Source organism: Alloyangia pacifica, assembly GCF_003111685.1.
In the GTDB taxonomy this organism is placed as follows: domain Bacteria; phylum Pseudomonadota; class Alphaproteobacteria; order Rhodobacterales; family Rhodobacteraceae; genus Salipiger; species Salipiger pacificus_A.
In genome coordinates, this window is the sequence record NZ_CP022192.1 from 86,934 (window position 1) to 102,691 (window position 15,758).

The window sequence follows — 15,758 nt, forward strand, 5'->3', positions numbered from 1 at the left end:
CGCGGCCTAGACTGCCTCGACCCAGACCCGACCCGGTCCAGGAGGAGCCCCATGCCGCGCGACACCATCCCCGCCGCCCTGCTCGCCGCCGCCCTCGCCCTGCCCGTGCAGGCCGCCGAGACCGCCGGCACGCCGCTGCAGGACAGTCCCACCTGGGAGGAGCTGCGCCCCGACATCACCGGCGACGCCGCCATCACCCCCGCGGGCGGCCTCTTCACCGTCGAGGCCCCCTACCGCGCCGAGGACGCCGCCACCGTGCCGCTGCACATCGTGCAGACCGACCCGTCGCTGCCGATCGAGCGCGCCACGGTGGTAATCGACGAGAATCCCTCGCCGGTTGCCGGCACCTTCACCTTCGGCAGCGCCATGGCGCCGCTCGATTTCGGGCTGCGGCTGCGGGTGAACGCCTATTCCAACGTGCGGGTGATCGCCGAGACACCGCAGGGCCTGCGCATGGACGGGCGCTACGTGAAGGCCTCGGGCGGCTGCTCGGCCCCGGCCAGCAAGGCGGGAGACGAGGCGCTGGCCGATCTGGGGCGGATGAAGCTGCGGCTTTTCGGCCCGGCCGAGGACCACTCCCCGCAGCAGTCCACGGCCCGGCGCGAGGCGCAGATCCAGATCCGCCATCCCAACTTCTCGGGGCTGCAGCGCGACCAGATCACCCAGCTCTTCATCCCCGCGCATTTCATCGACCATCTCGAGGTCTGGCAGGGACAGGAGATGCTCTTTGCCATGGACGGCGGCATTTCCATCTCGGAAAACCCCGCCTTCCGGTTCACCTACGCCGACAACGGCGCACCGGTGCTGCGGGTGACCGCGACCGACACCGAGGGGAACGTCTTCGACTCGGAGCTGCCGAAAGCGGGCGGCTAGGGCCGCGCGCCCGCGTGCACAAACGCGCTCAGCACGGGTCTCAGGATGGCGGCGCGGGCGGATGGCGCAGGCGGTTGTCGTCGTCGATGAGCCGCAGCCGGTGCGGCAGCGCCTCCCCCCAGCGCCAGAGCACGAGGTTGCGTGCCGCCGCGCGGGCGCCGGGCGCAAAGCTCGGCACGCGCATTCCGCAATAGCCCAACGCCAGCACCCGCTCGGCCAGGTCCTGCGTCGGAGCGCTGCCTTGCATCGCCTGCCGCGCCGCCCAGTCGGGCAGGGCCAGATCCCCGGGCCGTGCACCGATTTGCGCCAGCGTCGCCACGTCGCAGGCGTCAAAAAGCGGATCGAGATCGGCCTCCACCGCCACCAGCGTCACCGGGGCGAACTGCCCGGCCTGCTGCACCTCGTTCAGTGCCGTCTCGACGCTGTCGGCAAGGTAGAGCGCCGCCCGGCCGACCCGGTTGAAGCGCCCGCCGAAGCGCTCGGCCCCCTCGCCCGACAAGGGCCGATAGGCCCAATAGGGCGAGAGCGCGCGGTAGAGCGTGCCGCGGAACTGCATCAGGCGGGGATGCCGGCGTCGAGCCTGTCGAGATAGAGGTGCACCCAGTCGGCGTGGCCATCGCGCACAAGCTGCATCGCCGTCGCCTCGCCAAAGCCCGAAAGCGGCGCCGAACGGTACCAGGCATAGGCCAGCAGGTCCGAGCCGAAGCGCGGCGCGACGCGGTTGACGATCTCGACCATCTCGCGCAGGCGCTTCTGGGTGCGCGGGTTGCCCACCCGGTTCGCCCGGGTCAGCGCGTCGCGCCCGAGCCCGGCGGTCTGGGCGATCTCGTCCACCGTGGTGCGCAGGCTCTGCGCCATCAGCCGCGGGGCAAAGAGCCCGTCATCCGAAACACCGCGAAGATCCATTTTGCCACCCATTATGACGTGATATTCGTCAATATGGGTGGCATAGCGGAAGAGGTCAAGCCTTGCGGTCAGAAGAAGCAGACCACCTCGGCCTCGGCCTGTGCCCGGCGCAACTCGGCGACGATGCCATCGGCCATGGCCGAGCTGTTGAAGATCGCCATGCGCTCGCCGCCGGTGAGCCGCAGCGACAGCACCGTCTCGGCCTCGACGTATTTGTCATAGGGCAGGATGGCGGCGATCTCGTCGATCGAGCAGGCGCATTTGCGCAGGCTCTCGCGGCTCTGGCCGTTCGCGGCCATGCAGCCGAAGACGTAATCGGCGCGCACCTCGGTCGGGTAGTCGTTGAGCCGCTCGGCCACCCCCTGCGCCGAGAGCGCCGCCGGGCCGCAGAGCGCCAGAAGCAGAACCACCCGCCGGATCATTGCGCCGCCACCTCGTCGAAGCGCAGCTCCGAAAGATAGCCCCCCTGCGCGCCCTCGGCGCCCGGCGCCTCGGCGATCAGGCTCAGGTACCAGCCCGGCACCGCCTCGGACATGGTGACCCGCAGCTCGAGATCGCCGAAGCCCATCATCCGTGCCCGGTTCGGATCCTCGGCAAAGGGGCGCAGGGTAACGGTGCGCGTCTCGATGGTCTTGCTGCCGTAGCTGGCCTGCCCGGTCTCGACCTCGGCGGGGCGCACCAGCGACTCCTTGATCCGGTTGCGGATGTAGAAGGGCGAGCCGCCGGCGGTCTCGGCCATGTCGCGGATCACCGTCTCGTAGAAATACATGATCATCGGGTTGCCGACGCTGGCCGGGAAGCTGCCGAGGTTGCGGTGCTTGCCGTCCTTCAGGAACTGCAGGTTGGCGATCCGCGCCTCGGGCGTCTGCTCGAACGAGAGCGCGATCTCGCCGCTGCCGGTCTCGGCCGCCTCGGGCAGCAGGCCGTTCTGCACGGCGCGGCTGTAATGCAGCACCGAGCCGGCAGCGATGCTGTCGAGCGTGCCTTCCTTGAACAGCAGCTCATAGGTCTGCTCCGCCTCGGTGGTGGCCGCGGCTGCGGGCAGCGCGAGCGCCCCCAGCACGGCAATCAGGGCCAGTTTCCTGCGCATGGCGCGACTCCTCCCGCGTGGTCTCCCAGTGCGCAGCCTACCCCCCCTGCCCTGCCTGTCATTGCCGACTTTTGTCGGTGCCCGCCACGTCGCACCCTAGACCTCCGGCGACTGCCAGCGCACCTTCCAGTCGATCAGCGAGCGCAGACGGGCCAGCTGCACCGGCTTGGTCAGCACCGAGAACCCCTGCGCCGCGCCCTTTTTCAGCAGCCCGTTGCCGCGGTTGGCGGTGATCATGATCGCCGGCACCTGCGCCCCGCTGGCGCGGCGGATCTCGGCGATCGCCACGTCGCCGGTCTCGCCGCCGTCGAGCTGGTAGTCGGCGAGGATGATGTCCGGCGGCATGCCCATGTCGCGCACGTGCCCCAGCGCCTCGGAGATCGAGCGCGCCGCCAGCACGCTCGCGCCCCATTGCTCGAGCTTCTGCGAGAAGGCGAAGAGCACGTCCGGGTCGTTCTCCACCAGCAGCACGATGTGGTCCATCTCGTAGGCCACGGCCGGGGCGCGCTCGCGGTCGTCCTCGGGGGCGGCGCGGCGACCCTCGACCACCTCCATCTCGATGCTGAAGACCGAGCCCGCGCCGGGCTTGGAGCGCACCCGAACCTGGTGGCCGAGCTGGCGGCAGGTCCGGTCGACGATCGACAGCCCCAGCCCCACCCCCGAGCCGAGCGGCACGTTGTCGGCGCGGGCGAACTCCTCGAAGATGCGCTTCTGGTCCTTGCGCGAGATGCCGATGCCGGTGTCCCAGACCTGCAGCTCGATGCGCCCGCCGCGGCGCCGGCAGCCGACCAGCACCCGGCCGCCCTCGGGGGTGTATTGCAGCGCGTTGACCACGAGGTTCTGGATCGAGCGCAGCAGGTAGACCGGATCGGAGCGCACGAAGACCATGCTCGGCACCACGTCGAGCCGCACGCCGCGGCGCTGCGCCACCGGCACCTGATCCTCCCAGACGCTGCGCATTAGCGTGCCAAGGCAAAGCTCGGAGGGGGTCAGCGCCTTGTCGGCGCTCTCGAGCCGCGAGATGTCGAGCAGCGAATGCAGCAGCTGCTCGATCGAGGTGAACGAGCCTTCGAGCCGCTCCACCGTCGGCGCAAAGCGCGTGTTGGCTGCGGCATCGAGCAGGGTCGCGATGAGCAGCTTGGCCGCGTTGATCGGCTGCAGCAGGTCGTGGCTGGCGGCGGCAAGAAAGCGGGTCTTCGACGAGACCGCCGCCTCGGCCCGCTCTTTGGCCAGCCGCAGCTCCTCCTCGACCCGGGCCATTTCCTCGAACTGCAGGCGCAGCTGCGCGTTGGCGCGGGTCAGCTCGGCGGTGCGCTCGATCACCCGGTTCTCGAGCATCACCGTGGCGCGGGTTTCCAGCGTCACGTCCTTCAGCTCCAGCAGCACCCCGCCGTCGGGCAGCCGGTGGGCGTGCAGGTCCAGCATCCGCCCCGAGGCGTGGCGCAGCCGCCGCCGCAACCGCCCCTGCCGCTCCAGCCGGTCGAGCCAATGGGCGATGTCATGCTCGGCCGCCTCGGTGATCAGCCCGTGCTGGGCGACGTAATCGAGCATCCGCGCCAGCGCGACCCCCTTTTGCAGCACCGTGTAGGGCAGCCCCAGAAGCTGGCGGAACTGCTGGTTGAACATCATCACCGCGCCCTCGGGCGAAAACGTGCAGACCCCCGATGTCATGTTCTCGAAGACCGCCTGCAGGTAATCCGCCTGCCGGTCGATCAGGCTTTCCTTCTCGGACCGGTTGCGGCGCAGGATGGCGGTCATCTCGGTGAGCAGCAGCACGATGTTCTCGTCGCTCGTGCGCTGCAGGTTGATCTGGTACCAGCGGTCGCCGGTCAGCTCGATCACCAGCGAGACCACCGAGGCCCCTGCCCTGCCCCGCCGCGCCTGTGCCAGCGCCGCGTCGAAGCTGCCCTCGACGCTCACCAGATGCGCGCTCCTGGCCATGGCCGAAAGACAGGCGCCGATCTCGAGCCCCGGCCGCAGCTGCTCGGAGATGTCGGGCAACAGCCGCTGGAAGTTGTCGTTGCAGACCTCGAGCCGCCCGCCGGTGAACAGCGCCACCCCGCCATCGAGCGCCGCAAGCGCATCGGCGAGGTTCTTGCGCATCCGCTCGGAATCGTGCCGGGCGTGGCGCAGCGCATCCGTGGTCAGCTCGAGATCGCGGGTCTTGGCCCAGACCTGCGCCTGCAGCGCGATGGCCGACTGGAACGCACCATAGGCGGTGCTGCCGATCTCGTGCTGCCGGTTGGCACGGCGGATCAGCGCGTCGATGATCTTGGCCTGCCGGGCGACCTGGTTCTCGAGCGGCTCGTTGGGGTCGATCATGCGAAATCGCGCCTCCCCGGCTCGAAGAAGGCGACGCCGACGAAGGTCTGGTTCACATGGACCCCGCAATGCTGCTCGCCGTAGGTGTTGAACCCCAGCACCCGGCGGCGCCGGAAGATCTCGCTCACCGCCGGGGCGAGCTGCTTCTGCTCGATCTCCAGCTTGCGCAGCACGCAGTCGAAGCCGAGCACGAAATCCGGCGGCGCGTCCTGCGGGCCGGTAACGTCGAGCTCGTGCTCGAGCGTCTCGAGGATCTCCTTGCCCCGGCCCAGCGTCAGGATCAGCCCGTCGTCGATCGCCCCGAGGAAGGACAGCGCGTGCGAGCTTGGCGCGCCATGCACCGCGCGCACGTGGTAGTTCATGTTCTGCCGCACCAGCATCGGGTTTTCGGCAAAGACCTGCGGCGACAGCCGCTCGACCGGCACGCCGACGATCCGCGCGTATTCCAGCGCCGCGGGGGCACCGTTGATTTCGAAGACCAGCCGCTCCTCGGGCAGCGCGCGGGTCACCACCATCTGCTCGTCGGTGGGCAGGAAATGGTCGAAGCCGAGGCCACGGAATTCCAGATCGGTTTCAACCAGAAGGAGAACGGCCGCATTGCTGTGGAACCGCCCGTCGTGCAGAACGAAGGTCTCCTTAAAGGCAAGATTGTCCCCCGCCGAGCCGCCGAAGACCGGCACCTCGCCAAGCGCCGCCTCGAGCGTGGCGACCAGCATCTCTTCTTGCTTGGCCAGCCCGTCGGCAAAGATCAGGGCCAGCCGGTTCCAGCCGGCGGTGCGGCGGAAGCGCCCCGCGTGGCTGCGCACCTCCGCGGCAATGGATTTCATCAGCAAGGGTTTCAGCGGCGAGATCAGCATCGAAGCGCAGCGGAAATGCTCGCGCGGGAAGGCCAGCAGCAGCAGCGCCCCGGTCTCGTAGCCCTCTTGGGTGATCGTCCCGGCGGTGGTGCAGCCAAAGACCGGAACCCCGCCCGCCCCCTCTTCGAGCGCCTGCGCCACGGCGTCCAGCACCAGCCCCTCGGGCATGAAGGCGAGGATGAAGCAGGTGTCGGACAGGTCGAGCACCGCCAGCGCTTCGCGGACGGCACCCGCGGCCTCGGTCCGGTACGAGACCGCGATGCGGACGAAGCGCGGCAACAGGCGGTCTGGCGCCATATGGGTCAGCGGCTCAGGAAGGCTTGGGCATCGGCATCCGCGGCACCGATGGTCGTGGCGGGCTGCGAGCTTTCGACCAGCACCGCCGCCTGCGTCCGGTTCTGCACCCCGAGCCGGCGCAGGAGCGCGGTGATATGCGCCTTCACCGTGGCCTCGGCGAGATCGAGTTCATAGGCGATCTGCTTGTTGGGCTTACCGGCGCAGATCAGTTTCATGATGCGTTTCTGCTGCGGCGTCAGCTCTGCGAGCTTGGGGTGCATCGCCTCGAAAGGCGGCGCCTCGGCCTCGCTCACGGTCTCGCCCAGGTACCCCGCGTGCACGTACCGCCGCCCGGCGGCGATCTCGCGCAGCGCCTCGCGCAGCAGCGGTGTCGGGGCGTCCTTGGGCAGGAAGCCCGCGGCCCCTTCCTCCATCAGCGCCTGCACCACCTGCACCGAGGTGAGCGAAGAGATCACCAGCACCGGCACCTCGGGCAGCGCCTCGTGCAGACGCTGGAACCCGGAAATGCCGCAGACATCCGGCAGCTTGAGATCGAACATCACCAGATCGGGGGCGAGCCCCTGCGCCAGCAGATCGAGCGCCGCGCCGAGGGTCTGCGCCTTGGACGGCTGACATTCCGGGAACACCATCCGCAAGGCGGCGTCCAGCGCGTCGCTGTAGAGCGGATGATCGTCGACGATCAGAACAGGCCCAATCGTGCCCGATGCAGCCGCATCTTGCATGTCTTTCATTGAACTCTCCTCCCACGAAGAAGGTAGCGCATGAAATTTCACTCGCGCAACGGTGTTGTTCCCCAAGGTCAAGGAACGCGCGCCTCCGCGCCGACGTCCGCGGGGCGCGCGTGGGCCCCCGTTCTAGGAGAGCGCCCCGCTCTGTTTGGCCACATGGGTGGCGATGGCGTCCATCAACGGCGGCGAGAGGCAGTCGTAGGGCTCGAGCCCCAGTTCGCGCAGCCGGCCGCGGATCTCGTCCATGCGGGACGGATCGACGCCGGATTCGATGATCGAAGAGACGAAGGCGGCAAATTCCGCTGGTGCCCATCCCTCCTCGGACGACAATTCCGTGTGCACGAAGTCGAGCCCGTGGAACGGGTGACCGGTGTTCTCGATGCGGCCGTACATATGCACGCCGCAGCCCTTGCAGGCGTGGCGCTGGATCGTAGCCGAGCCATCCACCACCTCGAGCTTGTCCGCGTTCTCGAGCACCTCGACCTGATCCCGCGCGACCACGGCGATCTGGCTGAACACCGCGCCGTCGGGCTTCCAGCACTTGGTGCAGCCGCAGACGTGATTGTGCGCCGTCTGCGCGCCGATGCGGACCACGACGGGATCGCTGCTGCATTTGCACCTGAGCGTGCCGCCGGCAAAACCGGGCCGTGCCGGGGTGATGCCGCCGTCCACCTGCGGATGAATCTTCACATGGCTGAACTGCGGCGTGGACGGGGACTCGTCCCCGCCGAACAATTTGTCGAGAATTCCCATTTCCTATGGCTCCTCCCATGCGCGCCCGCCTCCCTGCGGACCCGTGGCGCAAGGGTGCGGCCTCGTCCGGGCGCTGGCAATGCAACCATTCGTATTGGCTCGGCGCGCCTTCGCCCGCGCTCGGGGGCGGATTGTCAGCCGTACGGGCAGGCCCGGCGCAGCGCCTGGCCGAGATAGGGCGCGACCTGTTCCGGCGGCAGGTTCGCATCAAGCGCCACGAGGCCGCACTGCGGATCGGGATCGCCATCCTTGCCGTCGGTGACATGCAGCAGCCGCAACAGATGCGCCCGGCACAGGGTCTCGAGCCGCGCCCCCAGCCCCTGGCCGGGCATCTCGAAGCCCGAGGCAATCACCAGTCCCGCGCCGGGCAGCGCCAGCGCGTCAAGCGCGCCGAGCCCGGGCACCAGCGGCGGGTCGTCGAAACTGCCGGCGAGCGCCATGGCTTCGGCCGCCTCATGCGCGGCGACAAGACCGGTGATGATCTCCCGCATGCCGGTCTCGCCCTGGGCGGAGGGCACCACCACCGGCGCGCTCGCGCCGAGCGCCAAAAGCGCGACCCAGCCGCCGTCCTGCACCACGCGCCAGCCGATCAGCGCCAGCGCCTCGGCCGCCGCCACCGAGCGGAAGGCCCTGAGTTGACCGCTCAGCATCGAGGGCCGGAAGTCTGCCACCAGCACCGCACCGGGCCAGTCCCCGGCAAACCACGGATGGAAATGCTCCCGCGCCGTCTCGCGCAGCGCGACGAGCTCGGTCGCTCTGAGGCTTGCACCGGGGACGTGCAGGGAGCGGGTCATCTGGACTTCCTTGGTCAGGGCCCAAAGCGGGCGGCGGGCGCTTCGGCGCGGCGGCTCCGCCGCTGCACCAAAGAGATGCGGACAATCTAGCCGAAGCTGGCAGGGCGCCGGAACACAGCCCATGGTCGCAGCCCCGGCGAACCCGCAAAAAACTTGCCAGAGGGCCATATTTTCAACCCCCTGAAAACATGCGCATTTTCAGATTGTCAGCTGACAATTTCCCGCATCGGGCCGGCGCGACAGGGCCGAGAGCAGCGAGAAGACGGAGAAAGAGCCCCTTTGCGCCATTTGTGTCAGCCGCCTGAGATAGGCGCCGGGCTTGCGGATCTGCGCGTGGCGTTCGAGCAGGCACAGCAGGGTTGCCGCGGCCCTCTCCGGGCCCATGATCCGCTGCGCTTCGTGCAGCACCGGCGGCTCTATTCCCATCATCGGCGCAAGCCTCTGCGAGATCGCCACCAGCTCATGCCAGCCCTTTGGCGCCTCTGGGAAGAAGGCGCGGTACTCCCGGCAGGTCTCTGCGATCATCGGGACGGTCAGGCGCGTGTCCTTCTCAGCAGGTCCGGCGGTTTCCAAGGGCGTCACCTTTGGCTGCTGCGCGCTCTCAGAGTCAGAATAGGGTCTATCTGATTCCTGTATGTGCCGCTCATTTTGGGTGTTGCTGGCGCTCAGTGGGACGGAACCGGAGACGGTCAGCGCGGGGATGTCGTCGGGTGCCTGGGTCGGAAGCTCGGCCTCGAGACGGCTGACAATCGCGGATAGAACGTCCTCGGAGCACTTCCGGCGCAGCAGCAGGCGGGCGGCCTCGAGCAACTCTTCGGGCGCGCCCGTCTCGAGCAGCCGCTGACGCAGCATGCCGAGCCTGGCGCGCAGCACCGCGATGCGCTCGCGGCGCAGGGTGACCTCGGTGACGGCCCGCTCGAGCGCAGAGGCGGCGCGGGCCAGGGGGGAGAGATCGAAGCCGAAGGCGACGCCGATCTCGGACCCGGCCCGGCGGGCGAAGCGCTTGCCATTGGCGCTGTCGTGACGGTGGATGATCCCGCGCGCGGTCAGCGCGGCAAGGTGCCGCCGCAGCGTGCTCTCTGGCATGCCTGAGAGCCGCTCGGACAGCGCCCGGTTCGAGGGGAAGACGATGGCGCCGCCGGGCGTGCTGGGCAGCTCGCGCTCCGGCCAGAAGCTGAGCAGTGCCTTCAGCACGGACAGCGGGCGGTGGCCGAGACCGAAGTCTTCGGCGGCAATGGTCAGATCGCGCAGCAGCGCCCACTTGTCGTGGGAGCCGACCTGCGCCGTCAGGCAAGCCGATAGCGGCCGCCCGACCGGGTGTCGGGACGTGTCCTGCATGTGAATTTTCACGAAAGACAACAAAATTCCTGCCCCACACCGAGATGCGGAGTTGACAGGGACCGGTGCTGGCGGCTAACTCAAAGTGCTACTTTCGAGAAGGGCCTTCCGGGATCCGTCCTGGGGGGCTTTTCTTTTTGTCGCCTGTCCTCTCGTGCCTCCGTTCCTGTTATCCTGCTCTCAGTCTTCCGACCGGGTGCTTTGCCAGCGGTCGTGAAGTTCGGTGATGATGGCTTCGGCCTGCGAGTCGAGCCACCGGTCGAAGCCGTCTGCAGTGCGCGAGGGCACCGTCAGAGTCAATCCGCGCGAGGTGCTGCGCACCTCTGCCAGCGCCATGCCGTCGCGGGAACGCAGGCTGCGCGGCCGCGGGGCAGGGGCCTTGGGCGCGCTCGCCTTGCGCTGCGTGGCGGCATAGACCGCTTCGAAGCGGGCATCGGAATCCAGTGCCTCGAAATCGGGGTGCCGCATGGCATCCTCGGCGCGCGCGCTCGCGGCCGCGTCCTGCAGCGCCTTGGCCAGCGCCATCCAGCGGTCGCGGCCGATGCTCGGGGCCGAGCCGATGCGGCGCAGGAAGGGCAGGGCAAAGGCCGTGCCCACCTTCAGCATCCGGCTCACCATCGGCAGGTCGATCGACAGCGCCGCGGCGATTGTCTGCCGGTCATATCCCGAGTCCTGCAGCTGGGCCGCGAAGCTCGCCTTTTCCACGAAGCTGAGATCCTGCCGCGAGGTGTTTTCCTGGCCCTGCGCCATGACCAGCGCGTGGTCGTCGAGCTGGCGGACCATCGCCTTGACCTTCATCCCCAGCTCGCGCAGCGCCCCGAGGCGGCGTCGGCCGTAGACGATCTCGAAGCGGCCGTTGGTCTTGGGATGCGGGCGCAGAAGCACCGGCACCTGCTGACCATAGGTCTGCAGGCTTTCCTTCAGCTGGTCCTGCGCGGCGGGATCAAGGCCGAGACGGTCCTCGAAGCCGGCGTCATCGATGAGATCGGCGTCGATCTCCTGAACGGCGTTTTCCTGAAGTTTCGACAGCGAGCTCTGCAGCGCGCCGACGGCGCCGCGCGGCATCATCCGCGAGTCGGCCGGGCTCGGCTTGCGTTCGCCGCCCCCGAGAGTGGAAATCCGTGGTTCCAGAATGCCTTTGCGTGCCATCAGCGTCCCCATGCTTTCTGAATGAGAGACTCGACCTCATCATTGACTTGATTCAGTGAATCGATCGCGCGGTCATAGGTGTTGCGGTGGAACTGCGAGCGGTCGACCTCGTAGAGCGTCTGAGTCGTCAGCCCGGCGTCCGAGATCGCGGTGGATTTCAGCATCGAGGAAACCATCACCTCCTCGCCGAAAAGCTGGCGCAGGAAGGCCACCACCTGCTGCTGCGGCCCGTCATTGGGCTCGTAACGGTTGATCAGGAAGCGCAGGAAGTCGAACTCCATGCTGGCGCCGGCGTTCGACACGACGTCGAGCAGATCAGCGCTCATCTGCAGGAACTGCGCCATCGAGGCGATGTCCAGCATGTTGGGCACGATGGTGATCAGCACGCCGGTCGAGGCGCAGAGCGCCGACATGGTCAGATAGCCAAGCTGCGGCGGACAATCGAAGATGATCACGTCGTAATCGGCCTCGACCTCCTGCAGCGTCGCGGCCATCCGCGCGAAAAACGGCGGCTGCATGTTTGCCATCAGCGCCTGCGGCGTCTCATGCTCGAATTCCTGCAGGATCAGCCCGCCCGGCGCCAGGTCGATGCCGGTGAAATAGGTCTTCTGGATGATCTGCGACATGGGAACCGGATCGTCGTAGCGGATCGCGTCGTAGATCGTGCCGGAGTGCAGGAAATCATACTCGGGCCGGTAGCCGAAGAGCGTGGTCAGCGAGGCCTGCGGGTCGATGTCCACGGCCAGAACGCGGTAGCCCTTGAGCGCCAGCCGCTGCGCGGTGTGGATCGAGCTGGTGGTCTTGCCCGAGCCGCCCTTGAAGTTGAGGAAGGACAGCACCTGCACCTTGTCGCCCTCGCGGCGGCCGCGCAGGTAGGTGCCCTTGGTCTTGGCGGTATTGTCGAGCGTCTTGCGGATTTCCTGCAGATCTTCGCCGGAATAGTGTCTTCTTCCGCCCGGCGTGGTATGCACCTCGGGCACGCGGTTCTCGAAATGCAGCTTGCGCAGGAAGCTCGGCGAGATGCCGAGCAGCTCTGCCGCCTCGCCCGCGGAAAAGCGGCGAAGTTCCTTGCGCGCATCGGGGGCGAAGACCTTGAGCATATGGTCCTCGAGCGCCGCGCTGATCGCCTCGGCGTTCTCCCGCACACGGGCGTTGATATGGATCGGTTCCGCCACTGCTGCCCTCATCTTCGGTAACGCTGTTTTCCGCCAGCGCTTTTATTACCGTTCCTTTATGCAAGAGAGAGCGGAGTTGTCCACAGATTCCTTCGCCAAGAGGGCAGGGGGGCCGCCGCAATATTTTGCGACTCTTCACAGCGCGGACGCAAGGTGACAGATAATTGTCTGAAATTGCATTACTTTTCATCTGCCATCACCGCGCCAGTCGCTGGTGCGTGTGTTCCCGACAGGACGCGCGTCCGAGCGGCCAATGGGCAGTCTCGGCGACAGGCTCGCTGCACACATGCAGGGCGACTCACCGGCGAGTCGCCCTGCAACAGGCTCTAATCAGGCTCAAATGGCGCTGTTTCGGCTCATTCGGCCGGTTCCGTCGCGGGCTTGCCCGGGGCGCGCCGATAGGTGAGGGGCGAGTCGGCCAGCGCATGGGCGGCGGCGCGCGCCTGAAGGTCGATATGGTGGGGCGACTTGATGCAAACCGGGTCGGTGGCGGTGGGGTCGCCCGCCAGCGCCATCGCCTGGCACCGGCAGCCGCCGAAATCGATCTCGCGGCGGTCGCAGCTTGCGCAGGGCTCCTGCATCCAGCCGGTGCCGCGATAGGCCTCAAAGGCGGCGCCCTCGGTCCAGATCGCCGCCAGCGGCCGGTCGCGGACGCTGTCGAAGCGCAGGTGGGCAATCGTCTGCGCGGCATGGCAGGGCAGCACGGTGCCGTCGGGCGCGATGTTGAGCCCGGTCGAGCCCCAGCCGCCCATGCAGCGCTTGGGGTAGTCGGAATGGTAGTCGGCGGGCACGTAGTCGATCACCAGCCGCCCCTTCAGCCGGACCCGCGCCTCGGCGACGCGGCGGCTGGCCTCTTCGGCCTGCGCCTTCGTCGGCATCAGCGCGTCGCGGTTCTCGAGGGCCCAGCCGTGGAATTGCACCGTCGCCACCTCGATGCGCCGCGCCCCCATCTCGAGCGCCATCTCGATCGCGCGGGGCAGCTGGTGCAGGTTGCGCCGGTGCAGCACCGCGTTGAGGGTCAGCGGAAAGCCGATCTGCCCGATCCATTGCGCCACCTGCAGCTTCCGCGCAAAGCCGCCCCGGTAGCCGCCGATCTCGTCGGCCATCTCGGGCGTGGTGCCCTGCAGGCTGAGCTGGATGTGGTCGAGCCCGGCATCGTCGAGCCCGCGCAGCCGGCGTTCGCTGAGGCCGATGCCGGAGGTGATCAGGTTCGTGTAGAGCCCGGCGTCGCGCGCGGCGCGCACGAGATCCTCGAGATCGCGGCGGGCGGCGGGCTCGCCGCCCGAGAGGTGAAGCTGCAGCACGCCGAGATCCGCCGCCTCGCGAAAGACGCGGGACCACTCCGCGGTGGACAGCTCGGCGTCCTGGCGCGTCAGCTCGAGCGGGTTCGAGCAATAGGGGCAGGACAGCGGGCAGCGGTGGGTCAGCTCGGCGAGCATCGCGATGGGAGGCTTGGCTGTGGTCATGGCGGGGCCTTTGATCTGCGCTGCGGCCCGGGCTCGGCGCCGGGCGCTGCGTATTTGAAAAGGAGACGGGTCAGGGAGAGAGGTCGAGAAAGCGCCTTGCGTGCAGCGCCTGCAGGAAGCCGGCGGCGTCGGCGGCGATCTGTTCGGGCGGCGCGGCGTAGCGGGCGGCGAGGATCCCGGTGATCTCGGCAAGGCTGCGCGTGCCGTCGACTTCGGAGAGGATCGCATGGGCGATGGGGTCGAGGGTGACCGCGCGCTCGGGGGCGAGCAGCACCCAGCCGCCGCGCACCCGGTCGTGGTGCAGGCGCACGCCGCGGGGCAGGGCGGGGATGGCGGCGGGATCCATCAGGCGGCCTCGGCGCCGGGGGCCAGACCTTCGCCGGGGCGCCAGGCGCCGGGGGGGATGCGCGCGGGGTCCACATAGGCGCCCCAGAGCGCGTCGAGCTGCGACCAGAGCACGTCGGTCTTGAAGATCAGCGCGCGGGCGGCCTGGTCCTGTTTCTCGAGGGTGTCGGCGTGGCCCAGCACCCAGTCGAGACCGAAGGCGACGTCTTTCGGCGCTTCCTTGAGCCGGTTGCGGAAATAGCTCAGCGCCGCCTCGTCGGCGAAGGCGTAGTTCTGCAGCAGCCCCTCGATCCGCGAGGCGTGGATCTTGGGCGCGAAGAGCTCGGTGAGCGAGGCGGCGACGGCCTCGAGCAGGGTCTTGTCGCGCACGAAGCGGACGTAGGCATCGACGGCGAAACGGGTGGCGGGCAGCACGCCCTCGCAGGAGGCGACGTAGTCGCGGTCGAGCCCCACCGCCTCGGCAAGGCGCAGCCAGCGGCGGATGCCGCCCTCGTTGGTCTCGGTGCCGTCGTGATCCTCGATCCGCGAGCGCCAGGCGCGGCGCAGGGCGGGATCCTCGACGCGGGACATGAAGGCGGCGTCCTTCATCGGGATGGAGTGCTGGTAGTAGTAGCGGTTGATCACCCAGGCGCGGACCTCGTCCGGGGTGCAGGCGCCGCCGTGCAACCGGTGATGGAAGGGGTGCAGGTCGTGGTAGCGCGTCGCGCCGATGCGGCGGAGGCGGGCCTCAAATTCTGCGCGGGACTCTGCGTCGGTCATGCGGTCAGCTCCATGCCATCGTGGCCTATGGTCCAGCCCGCCGCCTCGGCCTCGGCCCGCTCGGGGGCGCCGGGGCGCAGCACCGGGTTGGTGTTGTTCATGTGCACGAAGACCTTGCGGCCGAGATCGAGCCCTTCGAAGGCGGCGATCGAGCCCGCGGGGCCGCTCATCGACATATGGCCCATGCGGCGGCCGGTCTTGGCGCCCAGCCCGGCGGCGATCATCTCGTCGTCGCGCCAGAGCGTGCCGTCGAAGAAGACCAGCGCGGCGCCGGTCAGCCGGGCGCGCAGGCTCTCGTCGAGCCGGGCGCAACCGGGAATGTAATAGGCGCGGGCGCTGCCCGCACGCAGCTCGACGCCCACGGTCTGCTCGCCCATGAGGTCGGTGTCCACCTCGGCGCCCTCCATGTAGAGCGGCACCTTGCCGGGCACCGCAAAGAGCGTGGCGCTCAGCCCGGGGGCGATCTCGGCGGGCGTGTCCAGCGCCAGCGCGGCACGGGGCACCACGGCGCTGTCGAGCGCCGAGAAGACCGGGTTTTCGGCGATCACCGCGTGGATGCCGGGGGTGGCGTAGAGCGTGAAGCGCTGCATCTCGCGCAGCGTCAACAGCCCGGCGATGTGGTCGATGTCGCCATTGGTCACCAGCACCGAGCGCAGCGGCATGTCGCGCAGCCCGGTGGGGTGCAGCTCGGGGGTGGCGGCGAGCTGCGCACGGATGTCCGGCGAGGCGTTGAGGATCGCCCAGTCCCTGCCATTCGCCGAGACGGCCAGCGAACTTTGGGTCTGGGCGGGGATGTCGCCTGCACGGGCCATCCGGCAGTTCTCGCAGCCGCAGTTCCACTGGGGCAAACCGCCCCCGGCTGCGGCTCCGAGAATACGCGCGCGGATCTGTTGCATCACGTTCTCC

General features: G+C 68.6%; 17 protein-coding genes. 1 reads left to right on the top strand and 16 read right to left on the bottom strand.

Annotated features, from left to right (window positions below):
• Window positions 1-51 precede the first annotated feature (51 nt).
• On the top strand, window positions 52-873 hold the full coding sequence (locus CEW88_RS21895) for a quinoprotein dehydrogenase-associated SoxYZ-like carrier (protein ID WP_108970508.1): 822 nt from the start codon (window positions 52-54) through the stop codon (window positions 871-873).
• A gap of 40 nt (window positions 874-913) precedes the next feature.
• On the opposite strand, the gene CEW88_RS21900 is transcribed toward CEW88_RS21895, so the two are convergent.
• The 16 genes from CEW88_RS21900 to pqqB form a co-directional block, all read right to left on the bottom strand.
• Window positions 914-1,429, bottom strand: a complete 516-nt coding sequence (locus CEW88_RS21900; RefSeq protein ID WP_108970509.1) for an RES family NAD+ phosphorylase — start codon at window positions 1,427-1,429, stop codon at window positions 914-916.
• The gene (locus tag CEW88_RS21905) at window positions 1,429-1,779 is read right to left on the bottom strand and encodes an antitoxin Xre/MbcA/ParS toxin-binding domain-containing protein (RefSeq protein WP_108970510.1); all 351 of its coding nucleotides are present in this window, start codon (window positions 1,777-1,779) and stop codon (window positions 1,429-1,431) included. Before CEW88_RS21905 ends, CEW88_RS21900 begins: the two co-directional genes overlap by 1 nt.
• 68 nt (window positions 1,780-1,847) lie before the next feature.
• Window positions 1,848-2,201 carry a hypothetical protein gene (locus CEW88_RS21910; RefSeq protein WP_108970511.1) on the bottom strand — a complete coding sequence of 118 codons (354 nt, stop codon included), beginning with the start codon at window positions 2,199-2,201 and terminating at the stop codon, window positions 1,848-1,850.
• Window positions 2,198-2,869 carry a hypothetical protein gene (locus CEW88_RS21915; protein ID WP_108970512.1) on the bottom strand — a complete coding sequence of 224 codons (672 nt, stop codon included), beginning with the start codon at window positions 2,867-2,869 and terminating at the stop codon, window positions 2,198-2,200. The genes CEW88_RS21910 and CEW88_RS21915 overlap by 4 nt, the downstream gene beginning before the upstream one ends.
• 96 nt (window positions 2,870-2,965) lie before the next feature.
• Entirely contained in the window at window positions 2,966-5,191 is a 2,226-nt protein-coding gene (locus CEW88_RS21920; protein WP_108970513.1) for a hybrid sensor histidine kinase/response regulator, read from the bottom strand.
• Complete coding sequence (locus CEW88_RS21925) at window positions 5,188-6,345, bottom strand: FIST N-terminal domain-containing protein (RefSeq protein ID WP_108970514.1); 1,158 nt, start codon at window positions 6,343-6,345, stop codon at window positions 5,188-5,190. Before CEW88_RS21925 ends, CEW88_RS21920 begins: the two co-directional genes overlap by 4 nt.
• Window positions 6,346-6,350: 5 nt before the next feature.
• On the bottom strand, window positions 6,351-7,076 hold the full coding sequence (locus CEW88_RS21930; protein ID WP_108970515.1) for a LuxR C-terminal-related transcriptional regulator: 726 nt from the start codon (window positions 7,074-7,076) through the stop codon (window positions 6,351-6,353).
• Between the two features lie 123 nt (window positions 7,077-7,199).
• Entirely contained in the window at window positions 7,200-7,826 is a 627-nt protein-coding gene (gfa, locus tag CEW88_RS21935) for an S-(hydroxymethyl)glutathione synthase (RefSeq protein ID WP_108970516.1), read from the bottom strand.
• 134 nt (window positions 7,827-7,960) lie between these two features.
• Window positions 7,961-8,620, bottom strand: coding sequence for a hypothetical protein (locus tag CEW88_RS21940; RefSeq protein ID WP_108970517.1), 660 nt, complete (start codon window positions 8,618-8,620; stop codon window positions 7,961-7,963).
• A 198-nt stretch (window positions 8,621-8,818) separates the two neighbouring features.
• Window positions 8,819-9,958 carry a plasmid replication protein RepC gene (repC, locus tag CEW88_RS21945; protein WP_108970518.1) on the bottom strand — a complete coding sequence of 380 codons (1,140 nt, stop codon included), beginning with the start codon at window positions 9,956-9,958 and terminating at the stop codon, window positions 8,819-8,821.
• A 180-nt stretch (window positions 9,959-10,138) separates the two neighbouring features.
• Window positions 10,139-11,107 (bottom strand): plasmid partitioning protein RepB, encoded by a 969-nt coding sequence (gene repB, locus CEW88_RS21950; protein WP_108970619.1) that lies wholly within the window; start codon window positions 11,105-11,107, stop codon window positions 10,139-10,141.
• Window positions 11,107-12,282 (bottom strand): plasmid partitioning protein RepA, encoded by a 1,176-nt coding sequence (gene repA, locus CEW88_RS21955; RefSeq protein ID WP_108970519.1) that lies wholly within the window; start codon window positions 12,280-12,282, stop codon window positions 11,107-11,109. The genes repB and repA overlap by 1 nt, the downstream gene beginning before the upstream one ends.
• 356 nt (window positions 12,283-12,638) lie before the next feature.
• On the bottom strand, window positions 12,639-13,748 hold the full coding sequence (gene pqqE / locus CEW88_RS21960; protein WP_108970520.1) for a pyrroloquinoline quinone biosynthesis protein PqqE: 1,110 nt from the start codon (window positions 13,746-13,748) through the stop codon (window positions 12,639-12,641).
• A 70-nt stretch (window positions 13,749-13,818) separates the two neighbouring features.
• Window positions 13,819-14,094 (bottom strand): pyrroloquinoline quinone biosynthesis peptide chaperone PqqD, encoded by a 276-nt coding sequence (gene pqqD, locus CEW88_RS21965; RefSeq protein ID WP_108970521.1) that lies wholly within the window; start codon window positions 14,092-14,094, stop codon window positions 13,819-13,821.
• Window positions 14,094-14,852: a pyrroloquinoline-quinone synthase PqqC gene (gene pqqC / locus CEW88_RS21970; protein ID WP_108970522.1), complete on the bottom strand. Its 759-nt coding sequence runs from the start codon at window positions 14,850-14,852 to the stop codon at window positions 14,094-14,096. Before pqqC ends, pqqD begins: the two co-directional genes overlap by 1 nt.
• A complete protein-coding gene (pqqB, locus tag CEW88_RS21975; RefSeq protein WP_108970523.1) occupies window positions 14,849-15,748 on the bottom strand; it encodes a pyrroloquinoline quinone biosynthesis protein PqqB in 900 nt (299 codons plus the stop codon). The genes pqqC and pqqB overlap by 4 nt, the downstream gene beginning before the upstream one ends.
• Window positions 15,749-15,758: the final 10 nt, after the last annotated feature.